Source organism: Streptomyces sp. NBC_00554 (assembly GCF_041431135.1).
Classification (GTDB): domain Bacteria; phylum Actinomycetota; class Actinomycetes; order Streptomycetales; family Streptomycetaceae; genus Streptomyces.
In genome coordinates this window covers 4,061,530-4,077,422 of the sequence record NZ_CP107799.1, presented here as the reverse complement: position 1 = coordinate 4,077,422, position 15,893 = coordinate 4,061,530, and the positions used below count along the sequence as shown (strand labels likewise).

14 protein-coding genes are annotated in these 15,893 nt (G+C 69.3%); 8 read left to right on the top strand and 6 right to left on the bottom strand.

Features of this window, described 5'->3' with window-relative positions; all coding sequences use genetic code 11:
* Positions 1-15: 15 nt before the first annotated feature.
* The 3 genes from OG266_RS17490 to OG266_RS17480 form a co-directional block, all read right to left on the bottom strand.
* Entirely contained in the window at positions 16-1,467 is a 1,452-nt protein-coding gene (locus OG266_RS17490; RefSeq protein ID WP_266455937.1) for a glycosyltransferase family 2 protein, read from the bottom strand.
* A gap of 253 nt (positions 1,468-1,720) precedes the next feature.
* A complete protein-coding gene (locus OG266_RS17485) occupies positions 1,721-3,154 on the bottom strand; it encodes a glycoside hydrolase family 26 protein (RefSeq protein WP_371546713.1) in 1,434 nt (477 codons plus the stop codon).
* Between the two features lie 63 nt (positions 3,155-3,217).
* A complete protein-coding gene (locus OG266_RS17480; protein ID WP_266455934.1) occupies positions 3,218-4,105 on the bottom strand; it encodes a hypothetical protein in 888 nt (295 codons plus the stop codon).
* A gap of 416 nt (positions 4,106-4,521) precedes the next feature.
* Between OG266_RS17480 and rplM the strand changes: the two genes are divergently transcribed.
* The 3 genes from rplM (at position 4,522) to glmM (ending at position 7,105) form a co-directional block, all read left to right on the top strand.
* On the top strand, positions 4,522-4,965 hold the full coding sequence (gene rplM / locus OG266_RS17475; RefSeq protein WP_055614906.1) for a 50S ribosomal protein L13: 444 nt from the start codon (positions 4,522-4,524) through the stop codon (positions 4,963-4,965).
* Positions 4,966-5,007: 42 nt separating this feature from the next.
* Positions 5,008-5,541, top strand: a complete 534-nt coding sequence (rpsI, locus tag OG266_RS17470) for a 30S ribosomal protein S9 (protein ID WP_266455931.1) — start codon at positions 5,008-5,010, stop codon at positions 5,539-5,541.
* Between the two features lie 205 nt (positions 5,542-5,746).
* Entirely contained in the window at positions 5,747-7,105 is a 1,359-nt protein-coding gene (gene glmM / locus OG266_RS17465; RefSeq protein WP_266455929.1) for a phosphoglucosamine mutase, read from the top strand.
* Here the strand turns inward: glmM and OG266_RS17460 are convergent.
* Complete coding sequence (locus OG266_RS17460; RefSeq protein ID WP_371546710.1) at positions 7,102-8,043, bottom strand: DUF389 domain-containing protein; 942 nt, start codon at positions 8,041-8,043, stop codon at positions 7,102-7,104. The genes glmM and OG266_RS17460 overlap by 4 nt on opposite strands.
* Before the next feature lie 240 nt (positions 8,044-8,283).
* Between OG266_RS17460 and OG266_RS17455 the strand changes: the two genes are divergently transcribed.
* Positions 8,284-9,561, top strand: a complete 1,278-nt coding sequence (locus OG266_RS17455) for an RNA-guided endonuclease InsQ/TnpB family protein (protein ID WP_371546708.1) — start codon at positions 8,284-8,286, stop codon at positions 9,559-9,561.
* Between the two features lie 39 nt (positions 9,562-9,600).
* On the opposite strand, the gene coaA is transcribed toward OG266_RS17455, so the two are convergent.
* Positions 9,601-10,590: a type I pantothenate kinase gene (coaA, locus tag OG266_RS17450; RefSeq protein WP_266455923.1), complete on the bottom strand. Its 990-nt coding sequence runs from the start codon at positions 10,588-10,590 to the stop codon at positions 9,601-9,603.
* 149 nt (positions 10,591-10,739) lie between these two features.
* Between coaA and glmS the strand changes: the two genes are divergently transcribed.
* Complete coding sequence (gene glmS, locus OG266_RS17445) at positions 10,740-12,587, top strand: glutamine--fructose-6-phosphate transaminase (isomerizing) (protein ID WP_326721195.1); 1,848 nt, start codon at positions 10,740-10,742, stop codon at positions 12,585-12,587.
* On the opposite strand, the gene OG266_RS17440 is transcribed toward glmS, so the two are convergent.
* Positions 12,548-12,754: a DUF397 domain-containing protein gene (locus tag OG266_RS17440; RefSeq protein WP_371546704.1), complete on the bottom strand. Its 207-nt coding sequence runs from the start codon at positions 12,752-12,754 to the stop codon at positions 12,548-12,550. The genes glmS and OG266_RS17440 overlap by 40 nt on opposite strands.
* Before the next feature lie 143 nt (positions 12,755-12,897).
* On the opposite strand from OG266_RS17440, the gene OG266_RS17435 reads away from it, so the two are divergent.
* The 3 genes from OG266_RS17435 to OG266_RS17425 all read left to right on the top strand — a co-directional run bounded on the left by OG266_RS17435 (position 12,898) and on the right by OG266_RS17425 (position 15,859).
* Positions 12,898-13,269, top strand: a complete 372-nt coding sequence (locus OG266_RS17435; RefSeq protein WP_266455918.1) for a holo-ACP synthase — start codon at positions 12,898-12,900, stop codon at positions 13,267-13,269.
* Between the two features lie 19 nt (positions 13,270-13,288).
* Positions 13,289-14,725 (top strand): NAD(P)H-hydrate dehydratase, encoded by a 1,437-nt coding sequence (locus OG266_RS17430; protein WP_371546701.1) that lies wholly within the window; start codon positions 13,289-13,291, stop codon positions 14,723-14,725.
* A 246-nt stretch (positions 14,726-14,971) separates the two neighbouring features.
* Positions 14,972-15,859, top strand: a complete 888-nt coding sequence (locus tag OG266_RS17425; protein WP_371546699.1) for a L,D-transpeptidase family protein — start codon at positions 14,972-14,974, stop codon at positions 15,857-15,859.
* Positions 15,860-15,893 lie beyond the last annotated feature (34 nt).

Sequence of the window (15,893 nt, the reverse complement as noted above, 5' to 3'; positions counted from 1 at the left end):
TTGTCTTCCGGGCGATCAGGCGGGCTTGGCGATCACGACGAACTTGTTCTCCTCGCGCCGGACGAACTTCAGGAAGCCCTTGAAGCCTCCGATTCCTTCCAGCACGGAGAAGACGGGGATGAGAGCGATCACCACGATCGGCTCCCACCACTTGCGTCTGCCGCTGACGGACGCGAGCGCGTTGAGCCGCAGTCCCTCCCAGTAGGTCCAGATGACGTAGGCGAAGTTGAACGCCCACAGGATGGTCACGGACTGGGTCGCGGGCGAGGTGTTCATGTCGTTGATGAGCCAGCCGAAGAGCAGCACGGCGCCGATGTGCTGGAGGGGGCCGAGGATCCAGGTGGTCACACAGATCGACAGGAACCAGCGGTAGCGCAAGGGCACGGACCTGTTGAAGCAGAGAGCCACCAGGCCCCAGGCCCACCGGTCGCGCTGCTTGACGAAGTCGGCCGCGGTGGAGGGGGAGGCGCCGTAGCAGCGGCCGTTGAACCAGTCGCTGCGGCCCGGGTACTTGCGGCAGAAGGTCAGGGCGAGGCGAGCGTCCTCGACGATCTCCTTGGGGCCGAAGTCCCAGCCGATCTCAGCCTCGATGGACGCGCGCAGCACCAGCAGCTCGCCGTGCACACCGGCGGCCGGGGTACCCATGCCGGTCAGCGCGCGGAAACGGGCGATGTCGTCGGCGGGGCGTACCGCGTCGGCGAGCCAGGTGAAGAGGTTGACCGCGTTCTCACGCGGATACGTGAGGATGCCTTGGGCCATGTGCTTGGCCTCGTCGGGGTGGGCGCGGCGCTGCCGGTTGATGAACTGGGCGAGCGAGGACGAGGTGTCGGGGCCGACGCCGGTGTCGTCGTCCATGTGCAGCACCCAGACGTAGTCGAGGGCCTCGCCCTCCTCGATACGCAGCTCGTGGGCGTAGTGGTTGGCGCGGGCCTTGAAGCGGGTGCCGTTCTCCGGGACGTACGCCTTGGGGACGGTGATCACCCGGATCAGCGGGTGCGAGTCGGCGAGCCGGTCGATGTCCGCCGCTGCCTCGCAGCCCTCCTCGGTGAGGATGTCGACGCGCATGTACGGAAACCACTCCGGCATGTGCTCGACGTAGGACAGGATCGAGCGTTCCAGGGCCGGGTAGGTGTCGTGACGTCCGATGGTCGGGCAGAGGATGATCAGGAAGTCCTGGTCGACCGGCGCCGGCGGGGCCATCCGGTCGCTCTTGCGGACCCGGCGGCGGAGCAGCACGGCGCCCTGGATACCGACCAGCACACCGACCACCGGCAGGGACCAGACGACGGTCAGGACCCAGCTCAGCGGAGTCGAGCTGGGCCGGTAGGACCACAGCCCGAAGGCGACCAGCAGGACGAAGGGCACCAGGAACGGCAGGATCCCCGGTTTCCACGACGCGGTGCGCTTCGTCAGTTTCGCGTTCTGCCGAGAGTGCGGAACACCCTCGTCGGCGACTGTTGATGCCATGACTTCTGAGGAACTCCTGTGAGATCGCTGGTGCGTTGAGGCAGCCATAGATCTCGGCCGGGGCACGACAAAGCGCGCCACGGCACAGAAACTCTGGGTTCCATGCCCCCCAACGCCTTCTTTGGCGTCATCGGCCACTTGCCTGTCAGAAGCCCCCCCGGGCACCCGAACCACTGGCCGAACAGAAGAGTGATCCTTGCATGTATGTGCCTATGCATGGAACACATGTGAGGGGGATGTGTTCAAAAGTTAATCAACCGAAGTCTTGTGCCGTGATCATGCGCGAAGAGTGATAGGTCCGTTTCACGTCGTCCGCGGTGTTCTTCTTCCGGGGCGCGGACACGTTGTCGTACGACAGGGCCTGGCCCCACACCGTCCACAGCACCCAGGGCGTCCTGGTCAGGGTCCGGGGCTGGGCCGCGTTGAGCGGTACGTGGAAGGACTCGGAGACGATCCGCGGCCTGCGGTACCGCTCCAGGCCGCGGTACCAGACCTCGGTCCAGGCTCCGCCGCCGAACGGGCGGGCCGGGGTGTCGCTGTAGTCGTCGACGCCCACGATGTCGACGTAGCGCCCGCCGGGGTAGTAGGCCCGGGGTTCCCGCCCGTAGGACCCGTCCCAGGAGTTCGGCGCCCACACGAAGATCAGGTTGTGCAGGCCGCGCCGGTTCACGAGGTAGTCGTACGTCAGCCGCCACAGCGTCCGGAACGCGTCCGGGTCCTGGCCCGCCCACCAGAAGCCCCTGCCGGGCGCGGTGTTCATCTCGTGGTACGGCCGCAGCAGTACGGGGACCCCGCGGCCGGCCAGGTAGCCCAGGTGGTCGGCGAGGAAGGCGAGGTCTAGCTGCAGGGACTTGTGCTCGGCGGTGCCCGGGCTTGTCATCCGGGCGAACCAGCGGGGGTCCTTCGCGGCCGGTGAGTTGCGGTGCAGCGTCTGGGTGTAGCCCTTGACGGGGCTGCCCGGGTAGGGCTGGTGGAAGGAGAACCCGACCAGGCCCGCCGGAGCGCCCCCGTTGTGCGGCAGGGAGACCTCGGCCCCGGACGCGCACTCCCGGTGTGTGCCGGAGGGGCGGTACGAGCCGTCGGCCGTCCGGGGCAGGCCCGCCCACACGCCGACGGCGAGGTCCACGGCGTCCTCGGTGTACCCCCAGTAGCGGCGGCAGCTCGGCCAGGCGCCGGAGTAGGAGCGGGCCTGGCCCACCGCCCAGCCGGGTTGGCCGTAGCCGGGGCCGAGGTCCAGTTCCACGAAGCCGGGCAGCCGGCCGGTGATGTCGCGGGCCTTGCGGTAGTAGTAGCCCGGCGCCTTGGTGCCCTGGTAGTCGCCGTACTGCGGGTTGTACCGCTCGTTGTGCAGCTCCACGTGCTGGCCGATCACCGTGCGGCTCGGGCGGCCGCGGCGCGCGGTGTTCTCCAGGTTCGCGAGCATCGCGTACACCTGGCGTGCCTCGGGGGTCGCCTTCGGATCCCGGTCCCGCAGTTCGGTCGGCACCGCCCGGGGCCCGGCCGCGCTCTCCTGCTGCTCGGGCCAGGCCCACACTCCCAGCGGGGCCAGTAGCGCGGCGCCCGCGCAGGTCCCGAGCAGCAGGCGTCGGGACGGGCGCAGCGTGGTCATGGAGTGGTCCCCCCGGGGCCGGCCGTCGGCGACACGGCCAGTGTCCGACTTGCCGGTGAGCGTGCGGGAGAGTCTCACACGTCCTTGTTGCGGGGCACGGCCGCCCGGGGCGGGGCGGTGGTCACCGGGGCGGGGTCCGGGTCACTCGTTGGCCGCGGTAGACGCCTGGGCCTCGCCGCGGCGGCGGATCTGCCGGAAGGCGAACTCGGCGAGGTCGTCGCCGGTGGTGAAGACCGCGGTGTCCTTCGTCGTCACGTCCTTGCCGTTGGTGAAGCCGGCGAGGGTGAAGTAGGCGTAGCGCCCGTAGGAGTTCGTGGTCGAGCGGCAGACCGCCGAGTCGCAGAAGGGCTTGACCTTCCCGCCGGACAGCGAGGCGATGATGCTCTTCGCGTCCGCGTCGCCCTTGGCCTTGACCGCCTGGGCCTCGGTGTCGAAGACGGCCACGCCGACCGTCACGGCGACGCCGTCCTTGCTGTAGGTGACGCGCAGGAGGCGCGTGCACTTGTTCTTGGTGAGGACCGTGGCGAGCGTGCCCTTCGCGGCCGTGGCGCAGTTCGTCGTGTCGGCCGTCGGACCCTTTGTATAGACGCGGTCACCCATGGTCAGCGTCGAGCCGGGGAAGAGGAGACCGGGGCTGAGCGGTGCCGTGTCCTTCTTCACGCTGGATATGAAGTCCTTCGGGTCCAGCGGGGGAGGGGCCGAGGTCGGCGCGAAGGACGGTTCCGGCGCGGTGGTGTCGCTCGGGATGTCCGCGGTGGCGGGCAGGTTGCTGGGCGAGTTCGAGGCCTGGCTGCTGCCGTTCGCGGACACGACGGCCACCGCGACGGCGACGCCGACCGCGACCGTGGCAAGCGCTCCGCCGCTGATCAGCAGCACCCTGCGGCGCTTGTTGCGCGACTCGGAGGCGTCGGCGAGCGCCGCCCAGTCCGGAGTCCGGTCGTCCGTCTGGCTGCCCCACTGGGGCCGCTGGGATCCTGAATTCCAGGGATCCCACGGGGGCTGCCCCTGCCCACCCTGCCCATAGCTCATGTGCCGCATCTTAGACGGGGGTTGGGGTGTGCCGTTCCGCTTCGGCGGGCACTCGGGACCTGGTGCGAGGTGAGCCCGCACGGGCAAAAGTGACATCTCCGGGTGGTTGGTGCGTCGCGGTTCCCGGGGTGCGGGGTGCCGTGAATATTTCGTACGGTTGTACTAGACGTTGCCGGTCGCGGTAGCGGCCGTGAGGCGCGTTTTGACCCTTCCGGGGCAGCGCGAGTACTCTTGCATTTCGTTATGCGTATCGGCTTGGTCGTTCTCACGCGAGAGGCCCTTACGTAGGTTCCCTGGAGCAGTTACCAGTGGGCGGCATACGGGCATCGTTCCCGGCACTGTCGTCCCCAGCTGCATGATCGCTTCAGTGATGCCATGTGTCAGGACCCATCCACTGAAGAAGCGAAGGCTACGAAGTGCGTACGTTTAGCCCCAAGCCCGGCGACATCACTCGCCAGTGGTACGTCATCGACGCTCAGGATGTCGTCCTGGGCCGTCTGGCGACCACCGCCGCGAACATCCTTCGGGGCAAGCACAAGCCGATCTACGCCCCCCACGTCGACGCTGGTGACTTCGTCATCATCATCAACGCCGACAAGGTGCACCTCTCCGGCAACAAGAAGACCCAGAAGCTGGCGTACCGCCACTCCGGTTACCCGGGTGGTCTGCGCTCCGTCCGTTACGACGAGCTGCTGGCGAAGAACCCCGAGAAGGCCGTCGAGAAGGCCATCAAGGGCATGATCCCCAAGAACACCCTGGGCCGTCAGGTGCTCTCGAAGCTGAAGGTCTACTCGGGCGACCAGCACCCGCACGCTGCGCAGCAGCCGGTGCCGTTCGAGATCACCCAGGTCGCGCAGTAGTTCCGGCCACCCCCTAAGACACAGAAAATTCTGAGGAGAATCGTGGCCGAGACCACCGTTGAGCAGCCGGTCGAAGAGACCGAGGGCGAGCTCGTCGAGAACGTCGAGAACTACACCACCGAGTCCGAGGTCCCGCCCGTCGAGGGCGAGTACACCTCGGAGTCGCTCGCGGGCCGCTTCGGCGACCCGCAGCCGGCCGCCGGCCTGGGCCGTCGCAAGAACGCCATCGCCCGCGTCCGGATCGTCCCGGGCACCGGCAAGTGGAAGATCAACGGTCGCACCCTTGAGGACTACTTCCCCAACAAGGTGCACCAGCAGGAAGTCAACGAGCCCTTCAAGGTGCTCGAGCTCGACAACCGCTACGACGTTGTCGCCCGCATCACGGGTGGCGGCGTCTCCGGTCAGGCCGGTGCGCTCCGTCTCGGTGTCGCCCGCGCGCTGAACGAGGCCGACGTCGACAACAACCGCGGCGCCCTCAAGAAGGCCGGCTTCCTCAAGCGCGACGACCGTGCGGTCGAGCGCAAGAAGGCCGGTCTCAAGAAGGCCCGTAAGGCCCCGCAGTACAGCAAGCGTTAATCTTCGCTGCCTGCTCGTACGCGTAGCACGTGTGGTCGGTCGAGCACGTGTGGTTACGCGTAGTACGTCCGAACGCCCCGGCGGCACGCCACAGTGCCGTCGGGGCGTTCGTTTATCACAGCCTTAGGCGTATAACGGCACAAGGTGCTCAAAGGCTCGTGTGATCGGATGACGTCCGAATTCTGAAGCTTTCTCAGGAGGACAAGTGGGACGACTCTTCGGCACGGACGGCGTGCGCGGTGTTGCCAACGCGGATCTGACGGCCGAGCTCGCGCTCGGTCTCTCCGTCGCGGCGGCGCACGTACTGGCCGAGGCGGGCACGTTCGAGGGCCACCGGGCAGTCGCGGTGGTCGGTCGTGACCCGCGCGCGTCCGGGGAGTTCCTGGAGGCCGCCGTGGTCGCCGGTCTGGCCAGCGCGGGCGTGGACGTCCTGCGCGTCGGTGTGCTGCCCACCCCCGCGGTGGCGTACCTCACCGGTGCGCTGGGCGCCGACCTCGGCGTGATGCTCTCCGCCAGCCACAACGCCATGCCCGACAACGGCATCAAGTTCTTCGCCCGCGGTGGCCACAAGCTCGCCGACGAGCTGGAGGACCGGATCGAGGGCGTCTACGAGGAGCACCGCACCGGCGCTCCCTGGGACCGGCCGACCGGCTCGGGCGTGGGCCGCGTGCGCAGCTACGACGAGGGCTTCGACCGGTACGTCGCCCACCTCCTCGGCGTACTCCCGAACCGCATCGACGGTCTGAAGGTCGTCCTCGACGAGGCGCACGGTGCCGCGGCCCGGGTGTCGCCCGAGGCCTTCGCGCGCGCCGGCGCAGAGATCATCACGATCGGCGCCGAGCCGGACGGGCTCAACATCAACGACGGATGCGGCTCCACCCACATGGAGAAGCTCCAGGCCGCCGTCCTCGAGCACGGCGCCGACCTCGGCATCGCGCACGACGGCGACGCCGACCGCTGCCTCGCCGTGGACCACACGGGTGCCGAGGTCGACGGGGACCAGATTCTGGCCGTACTCGCGCTGGCGATGCGGGAGCGTTCCGCACTGCGCTCCGACACCGTTGTCGCGACGGTCATGTCCAATCTGGGCTTCAAGCTCGCCATGGAGCGCGAGGGCCTGTCCTTCGTGCAGACGGCGGTCGGTGACCGCTACGTCCTGGAGGAGATGAAGAAGCACGGGTACGCGCTCGGCGGCGAGCAGTCCGGGCACGTGATCATCCTCGACCACGCCACCACCGGCGACGGCACGCTGACCGGGCTGCTCCTCGCGGCCCGGGTCGCCCAGACCGGTCGTACGCTCCGGGACCTCGCGTCCGTCATGGAGCGGCTGCCGCAGGTGCTCATCAATGTGCCGGACGTCGACAGGTCGCGGGTGGGGACCTCCGCCGAACTGGCCTCCGCCGTGGCCGACGCCGAGCGTGAACTCGGCGCCACCGGGCGGGTGTTGCTCCGTCCCTCCGGCACCGAGCCGCTCGTACGGGTGATGGTCGAGGCCGCCGACATCGACCACGCGCGGTCGGTGGCCGGGCGGCTCGCGGACGCCGTGAAGTCCGCTCTCGGCTAGGCCACTTCAGGTGTACGCGCGCGCTGTCTCGCCCAGAACCACTTCTGGGCGAGCAGCGTGAGCGTGCCGGCGGCGATGATGCCGCCGAGGTTGGCGAGGAGCTGCCAAGTGGAGCCCCAGGTCTGGGAGTAGTCCGTGTAGCTGAAGGCCACCGCCGCGTTCGCCGCCGCCGGGACCGTCGTCACCGAGATCGCGACGCCGATCAGCGCGCCGGACTTCGCGGACGTGAGCGAGAGGGTGCCCGCGACGCCCGCCAGGAAGGCCACGACGAAGGACATCCAGTCGGGCTTCCAGATGAAGGCCGTGTTCGGCCGGGCCGCCTCCACCATCGACCTCTCGAACAGCCCGAGCGCGTCCAGCAGCCAACTGAAGCCCGCCGTCAGCACTATGGCGACGGCGAACCCGGCGAGCAGCGCCCACAGCGACCGCCACACCAGTTGCGGGGCCCGCTGCACCAGCGCCGTGGAGATCCCGGCGAGCGGCCCGAACTCCGGGCCCACGGCCATCGCGCCCACGATCAGGATCGCGTTGTCGAGCATCACACCGCAGGCCGCGAGCATCGTCGCGACCGCCAGGAGCCCCACATAGGTGACGCTGAGCGTCGACTCCTCGTGCGTCGCGTCCGTCAGGTGCTCCCACAGCACCGCGTCCACACCCTCGCCCGGCGCCTCGTCCTCCGCCTTGTCGGCGCGCTTCGACAGTGACAGGTCGATGTTCTCGACGGCGATCGAGCCGGTCTTGTCGAGGTCCAACTCCTGGAGACCGCTGATGAGTTCGTCGCCCGCCTCGCGCGCGACGTCGACCATCACCACGTCTCCGGCGGGGTTGCGGGCGGCGCCCGGCACGACCACGAGATGGGCGGTGCCGACCGTGTTCTCGATCAGGCGCACCACGTCGTCCGTCTTGCCGGCCGGGGTGATCAGGCGCAGATGCAGCATGACGTCTTTCTACACGGCTCGCATGGACTGCTACCGGGATTCATTCTCGGTGCTCCGGCGTTCACGTCGGGGGTGTGGAGAATCCGGCGGCTGTGCCGTGGAGCGGCACGGTCGTGGGTGTCGGTGCACGCTGCTGTCGGCGGAGCCGGGAGGGCTCGTTGTCTTCTGCCTGGCAGGGGTGATGTGGGGAACGGATGTTCCGGGTTCATGAGAGCGGGCCTCGTTCATACGATCGGCGGCATGCAGCTCCGGTACGCCTTTCGCCTGTACCCGGAGCCCGGCCAGGAACGCGCTCTGGCGCGGGCGTTCGGGTGCGCACGGGTCGTGTTCAACGACGCCGTGCGCGCCCGCCGCGACGCCCACGAGACGGGTGCCCCGTACCCGTCGGCGGCCGTGCTGTCCAGGGCGTTGGTGACCGAGGCGAAGAAGCGCCCGGAGCGGTCCTGGCTGGGTGAGGTCTCCGCAGTCGTGCTCCAACAGTCCCTGCGGGATGTGGAGTCCGCCTATCGCAACTTCTTCGCCTGTCTCAAGGGCGAGCGGAAGGGTCCGAAGATCGCTGCTCCCCGGTTCAAGTCCCGCAAGGACACCCGGCAGTCCATCCGGTTCACCGCCAACGCCCGCTGGTCCATCACCCCGGGCGGACGGCTGCACCTGCCCAAGATCGGGGCGGTGAAGGTCGTCTGGTCCCGGACCCTGCCCACCACCCCCACCTCGGTCACTGTCATCAAGGACAGTGCGGACCGGTTCTTCGCCTCTTTCGTGATCGACACCGACCCGGACACCGACGCCGCCACCGTGCCCGACACCGGCCAGAGTGTGGGCATCGATCTCGGTCTCACCCTCCCCCACGCTCGGCTTCGCTCGCGCGGGGGGACCCCCATCGCGGTCCTGTCCGACGGCACGAAGGTCTCCTCCCCGCGCTTCCTGCGCCGGGCGGAGAAGAAGCTGAAGAAGGCCCAGCGGGAGCTGCCCCGCAAACAGAAGGGATCCAGGAACCGTGACAAAGCCCGCCTGAAGGTCGCCCGCGCCCACGTGCAAGTGGCTGATGCCCGCCGCGAGTTCCACCACCAGCTCTCCAGCAAGCTGATCCGCGAGAACCAAGCGATCGCCGTGGAGGACCTGGCCGTGAACGGACTCGCACGGACCCGGCTGGCGAAATCGGTCCACGACGCGGGCTGGTCATCCTTCGTGGACATGCTCCAGTACAAGGCCGCCCGATACGGGCACACCTTCGTCAAGATCGACCGGTTCGAGCCGACCAGCCAGACCTGCTCTGTCTGCGGAGTCAAGGACGGGCCCAAGCCCCTCGACGTGAGGGAATGGACCTGTGCCGCCTGCGGCACCGTCCACGACCGTGACGTCAACGCCGCAACCAACGTCAAGACGGCCGCCGGACTGGCGGTATCAGCCTGCGGAGCGCCGGTAGGACCAGGAGCGATCCTGGCACGGCGTCAAGAAACAGGAAGCCACGGAATCCCCACCAGGAGCCGTGCCGCGCAGCGGCACAGCACTCGGTAGCGACGGCCGGAATCCTCGCCCTTCAGGGCAAGGAGCATGTCAAAGCTTGCGCAGGCTCAGCCTCTGCACCTTGTGGTCCGGGCCCTTGCGCACGACGAGGGTCGCGCGGCCCCGGGTAGGCGCCACGTTCTCCAGCAGGTTCACCTTGTTGATGGTCCGCCAGGTCGTACGGGCGTAGTCGAGGGCCTCATCCTCGGAGACCTGGGTGTACCTGCGGAAGTACGAGGAGGGGTTCTGGAATGCCGTGGCGCGCAGCTTGCGGAAGCGGTTGAGGTACCAGGCCTCGATGTCCTCGGCGCGGGCGTCGACGTACACACTGAAGTCGAAGTAGTCGGCGAGACCGACGCGGGTGCGGCCGTCCTTGCCGGGCAGGGCGGGCTGCAGGACGTTCAGGCCCTCGACGATCAGGATGTCGGGGCGGCGGACCGTGAGCCGCTGGCCGGGGACGATGTCGTAGATCAGGTGCGAGTAGACGGGGGCCGTCACCTCGTCCTTGCCCGCCTTGATGTCGGCGACGAACCGGGTGAGCGCGCGGCGGTCGTACGACTCGGGGAAACCCTTCCGCGACATCAGGCCGCGCGCCTCGAGCTCCTTGGTGGGGAGCAGGAAGCCGTCCGTGGTGACCAGCTCGACGCGCGGGTGCTCGGGCCAGCGGGAGAGCAGGGCCTGCAGGAGGCGGGCGACCGTGGACTTGCCGACGGCCACCGAGCCCGCGACGCCTATGACGAAGGGCGTGCCGGACTGGGAGCCCTTCTCGCCCAGGAAGGTGTTCAGGGCGCCTCTGAGCCCGTCCGTGGCACCGACGTACAGATTGAGCAGCCTGGACAGCGGCAGGTAGATGTCCCGCACCTCGTCGAGGTCGATGACATCGCCCAGGCCGCGCAGCTTCTCGACCTCCTCGGCGTTCAGCGGGAGCGGCGTTTTTTCGCGCAGCGCGCTCCACTCGGCACGGGTGAGGTCGACGTAGGGAGTCGCCTCCGGCTTGGACCGGTGGGCGCTCCGCGGCAACGAGGAGACCGGAGAGATCACCAGCCCATTGTTACGGGAGTGTGGACGTGATGGGGCGTGGGGTCCGTCACGCGGGTTGCTCCTGGGGGAGCGCGGCGAGGGGTGGGAATTTCCGATATCGGGCACGAGGCGCCGGGTTCGGGCGGCTTCCGGCCCTTAGGCTGCCGCCCATGTGCGGAATCGTGGGATACGTGGGGTCGCAGTCGGCGCTTGACGTGGTGATGGCCGGACTGAAGCGACTGGAGTACCGGGGGTACGACTCGGCAGGAGTCGCCGTGCCGGCGGACGGGGGGCTCGCCGCCGCGAAGAAGGCCGGGAAACTGGTCAACCTGGAGAAGGAGCTGGTCGAAAGGCCGCTGCCGACCGGGTCGACGGGGATCGGGCACACCCGGTGGGCCACGCACGGCGGGCCCACGGACGCGAACGCCCATCCGCACCTGGACAACGCCGGCCGGGTCGCCGTCGTGCACAACGGGATCATCGAGAACTTCGCGGTCCTCAGGGCCGAGTTGGCCGAACGCGGGCACCACCTGGCCTCCGAGACGGACACCGAGGTGGTCGCGCATCTGCTCGCCGAGGAGTTCTCGGTCTGCGCGGACCTGGCGGAGGCCATGCGGCTGGTGTGCCGGCGCCTCGAAGGCGCGTTCACGCTGGTGGCGGTGCACGCCGATGAGCCGGACGTGGTCGTCGGCGCGCGGCGGAACTCGCCCCTCGTGGTGGGCGTCGGAGAGGGCGAGGCCTTTCTCGCCTCGGACGTCGCCGCGTTCATCGCCCACACGCGGTCGGCGATCGAGCTGGGCCAGGACCAGGTGGTGGAGCTGCGCCGGGACGGGGTGACGGTCACCGGCTTCGACGGCCTCCCCGCCGAGGTACGCGCCTTCCACGTGGACTGGGACGCCTCGGCGGCCGAAAAGGGGGGCTACGACTACTTCATGCTCAAGGAGATCGCCGAGCAGCCCAAGGCGGTCGCCGACACCTTGCTGGGGCGCATCGACGCGTCCGGCCTGCTGACGCTGGACGAGGTGCGGATCCCGGTCCACGAGCTGCGTGAGGTCGACAAGGTCGTCATCGTCGCCTGCGGTACGGCCTTCCACGCCGGGCTGATCGCCAAGTACGCCATCGAGCACTGGACGCGGATCCCGTGCGAGGTGGAGCTGGCGAGCGAGTTCCGCTACCGGGACCCCATCCTGGGCTCGCGCTCGCTGGTCATCGCCATCTCGCAGTCCGGCGAGACCATGGACACCCTCATGGCGCTGCGACACGCGCGCGAACAGGGCTCCAAGGTGCTGGCCATCTGCAACACCAACGGCTCGACGATCCCGCGCGAGTCGGACGCGGTGCTGTACACGCACGCCGGCCCGGAGGTCGCCGTCGCTTCGACGAAGGCGTTCCTGACGCAGCTGGTGGCCTGCTACCTGGTGGCCCTGTACCTCGGCCAGGTGCGCGGCACCAAGTGGGGCGACGAGATCCAGGCTGTGATCCGCGACCTGTCCCAGATCTCCGCTTCGGTCGACCGCGTCCTGGAGACCATGGAGCCCGTACGGGAGCTGGCGCGCTCCCTCGCCGACAAGAACACGGTGCTGTTCCTCGGGCGGCACGTGGGCTATCCGGTCGCGCTGGAGGGCGCGCTCAAGCTCAAGGAACTGGCGTACATGCACGCCGAGGGCTTCGCGGCGGGCGAACTGAAGCACGGGCCGATCGCACTGATCGAGGATGACCTGCCGGTCGTCGTGGTCGTCCCCTCGCCCCGGGGGCGGTCCGTTCTCCACGACAAGATCGTGTCCAACATCCAGGAGATCCGGGCGCGGGGTGCGCGGACGATCGTGATCGCGGAGGAGGGGGACGAGGCGGTCGTGCCGTACGCGGACCACCTGATCCGGATCCCGGCCACGCCGACCTTGCTGCAGCCGCTGGTGGCCACGGTGCCGTTGCAGGTCTTCGCTTGTGAGCTGGCCACGGCTCGGGGGAACGAGGTGGATCAGCCTCGGAACCTGGCGAAGTCGGTGACGGTGGAGTGAGCTGACTTTAGGGCGTCGAGGAAGGTGGAGAAGGCCCCGGTGGGGAAGGTGAGGATTGCCCTGGCCGGGGTCTTTGAGTCGCGGATGGCTATGTGGGTGGGTGAGTTCGCGATCTCTACGCAGGAGTCGCCGTCGCCTGGGCCCGAGTGACGTGTCCTCCACTCCACGGAAGCTCGTTCGATAGATGTTGAGCTGAGCCTCGGCAGGCGGAGGGTGCGGCGGCTGACGGGGCAAGTACGTGTGGTGCGAGCTTGCTTCCGCGTAGAGGTGGGTTGGAAGGGGCGGTGCTGGAGCGCCGTAGGGTCTCGGCATGAGCATCATCGGGGTCGGTATCGATGTGGCGGAGATCGACCGGTTCCGGGCTTCGCTGGAGCGTACGCCTGGGCTGGCCGAACGGCTGTTCGTGGAGAGCGAGTTGCTGTTGCCGAGCGGTGAGCGGCGGGGTGTCGCCTCGCTCGCGGCCCGCTTCGCGGCCAAGGAGGCCGTGGCCAAGGCGCTGGGCGCTCCGGCGGGCCTGCACTGGACGGACGCCGAGGTCTACGTCGAGGACAGCGGTCAACCGCGGTTGAAGGTGACGGGCACGGTGGCCGCCCGCGCGGCCGAGCTGGGCGTGCGGTCCTGGCATGTGTCGCTTAGCCACGACGCCGGTGTGGCCTCGGCTGTGGTGGTGGCGGAGGGATAGCTGCGGGAAACTCGACCGTATGCGTACTGCGTACAGCGTGGAGACCGTGAGGACTGCCGAGCGAGACCTGATGGCGCGGCTTCCGGAGGGGGCGTTGATGCAGCGCGCCGCCGCCGGACTGGCCGTCGCCTGCGCCCAGTTGCTGGGGCGGGTGTACGGGAGCCGGGTCGTGCTGCTGGTGGGGAGCGGGGACAACGCCGGGGACGCTCTGTACGCGGGGGCGCGGCTGGCGGCGCGTGGGGCGGGTGTCACGGCTGTCCTGCTCAGTCCCGAACGTACGCACCCGGGAGGGGTTGAGGCCCTGCGCCGGGCCGGCGGGCGGACCGTGAGCCCCGCCGCCGCCGAGGAGATCGTCCGCCGGGCCGATCTCGTTGTCGACGGGATCGTCGGGATCGGGGGCAAGGGTGGGCTCCGGGCCGATGCGGCGGCGCTGGTCGGGGTTGTCGACGGCTCCCGCGCGGCTGTCGTCGCCGTCGATCTGCCGAGCGGCGTCGAGGCGGACACCGGCGAGGTGCTCGGGGCCGCTGTCCGCGCCGACCTCACGGTCACTTTCGGGACGCACAAGCCGGGGCTGCTGATCGATCCGGCGCGGGAGTACGCCGGGTCGGTGCGGCTTGTCGACATCGGGCTCGGGGCCGAACTGCCCGCCGAGCCCGAGTTGGAGGCCCTGCAGCATGCGGATGTCGCCGCGCGGCTGCCGGTGCCGGGGGCTGAGAGCGACAAGTACCGGCGGGGGGTCGTCGGGATCGCCGCCGGGTCGGCGCGGTATCCGGGGGCGGCCGTGCTCGCCGTGGCCGGGGCGTTGCGGGGTGGGGCGGGGGCCGTGCGGTACGTCGGGCCCGCCGGGGGCGCGGTTCTCGCCCGCTTTCCGGAGACGCTGGTGTCCGACCAGGGGCCCAAGCATGCCGGGCGGGTGCAGGCGTGGGTGGTGGGGCCGGGGGCCGGGGACGATGCGTCGGGCGTGGGGGAGGCGCTGGCGGCGGATGTGCCTGTGTTGTTGGACGCGGATGGGTTGCGGCTGGCCTCGCGGGTGGTGGTGCGGGGGCGGGGGGCGCCGACGCTGATGACGCCGCACGCGGGGGAGGCGGCGGCGCTGCTCGGAGTCTCGCGGGAGTCTGTCGAGGGGGCTCGGCTGTCTGCCGTGCGGGAGCTTGCGGGGCTTTATGGGGCGACTGTGCTGCTCAAGGGGTCTACGACGTTGGTCGCTGACGCCGGGGGTGGGGTGGTGCGGGTGAACTCGACCGGGACGGGGTGGCTGGCCACTGCGGGGAGTGGGGACGTGTTGTCTGGGCTTGGGGGGTCGTTGCTTGCGGCGGGGCTGTCGGCGCTCGATGCCGGGAGTGTTGCCGCGTATCTGCATGGGCTGGCGGGGCGGTTTGCTGCGGATGGGGCGCCTGTGGGGGCGCATGACGTGGCTGATGCGATTCCGGATGCCTGGCGGGATGTGTGTGGCTGAGGTGAGTGTTTTTCGCCCCCTCCGCCCCTGCCCGTCCCGTTCCTGGGGGCTCCGCCCCCAGACCCCCGCATCGCGCTGACGCGCTCGTCCTCAAACGCCGGACAGGCTGAACCCGGGCGTAGCCCGGAAGTGCGGGACGGGTAGGGGCGGAGGGGGCGAGGAAAACGCGACCCCAGCCCGCCTAACGGGCGACCCCCTCCGCGCGGCTCACCCGTGCTCGCCCTCCCGTTGCGTATGGCTGATCGCATGATCAGCAGACGAATGACGTGTCGTGGGATCGCGGTGATGCTCGCCGCGGTGACCGTCCTGCCTGTCGGGGCGGCGTATGCGGAACCTGTTCCTCCCGCTTCCGGGCCGGAGGCGGAGCTTGTGCCCGGGGTGCCGCCGGGGCCGTACCAGCCGTGGCAGATCGATACGCCCGACCAGGTCCTGGCGCCGAAGGTGTACACACCGACTGCCAAGGAGGACGCGGTCCAGCCGCGGGACGCGATGGAGGCGACGTACGCCCTCGTCGAGTACGTGCCGCTCGGCGACGCCGCCGCGAAGGTGGCGTGCAGCAAGCGGACCGGGCCCTACCAGCGCCAGGTCGAGCGGTGGCTGAAGCTGAAGGTGGACGGGAAGCAGTCCGGCGCGGACTGTCTCGCCATCCGTGGCTTCCAGACGAAGCACAAGATCAAGCCGAGCATCGGTTTCGCCGGGCCTGTCACCTGGGCTCATATGCAGTTGCTGTCGGCGAAGAAGAACCCGAACGCGGCCAAGAAGTGTCCTGTCCGGTCGTACCGCGTGGCCTGCGTGGATCTCACCCGTCAGCTCACATGGGTGCAGAAGGGGAAGAAGGTCATCTACGGGCCGGTGCCGATGAGGAGCGGGCGGGCCGGGTACGGGACGCGGACGGGCTGGAAGAAGGTCTACTGGAAGCACAAGAACCACTGGTCGACGCTCTACAACACCCCCATGCCGTACAGCCAGTTCTTCGACGGCGGACAGGCCTTCCACGCCGTCTACGGCAGCATCTACACCACCGTCGGCTCGTGGGGCTGCGTGAATCTGCGGCTCGCCGACGCCCGCAAGCTGTGGGGCGTCCTCAAGAAGGGCGACCGGGTCTACGTATGGGGCCGCCGGGCCGGTACCTGAGTGCCACCGGTGCCGGGGTGCTGTCGGACCCCTC

What these genes read in the sequence shown, in the direction of transcription:
- OG266_RS17490 (WP_266455937.1), bottom strand. Translation starts at nt 1,467, where the DNA reads ATGGCATCAACAGTCGCCGACGAGGGTGTTCCGCACTCTCGGCAGAAC.
- OG266_RS17480 (WP_266455934.1), bottom strand. Translation starts at nt 4,105, where the DNA reads ATGAGCTATGGGCAGGGTGGGCAGGGGCAGCCCCCGTGGGATCCCTGG.
- OG266_RS17460 (WP_371546710.1), bottom strand. Translation starts at nt 8,043, where the DNA reads ATGCTGCATCTGCGCCTGATCACCCCGGCCGGCAAGACGGACGACGTG.
- OG266_RS17455 (WP_371546708.1), top strand. Translation starts at nt 8,284, where the DNA reads ATGCAGCTCCGGTACGCCTTTCGCCTGTACCCGGAGCCCGGCCAGGAA.
- glmS (WP_326721195.1), top strand. Translation starts at nt 10,740, where the DNA reads ATGTGCGGAATCGTGGGATACGTGGGGTCGCAGTCGGCGCTTGACGTG.
- OG266_RS17435 (WP_266455918.1), top strand. Translation starts at nt 12,898, where the DNA reads ATGAGCATCATCGGGGTCGGTATCGATGTGGCGGAGATCGACCGGTTC.
- OG266_RS17430 (WP_371546701.1), top strand. Translation starts at nt 13,289, where the DNA reads ATGCGTACTGCGTACAGCGTGGAGACCGTGAGGACTGCCGAGCGAGAC.
- OG266_RS17425 (WP_371546699.1), top strand. Translation starts at nt 14,972, where the DNA reads ATGATCAGCAGACGAATGACGTGTCGTGGGATCGCGGTGATGCTCGCC.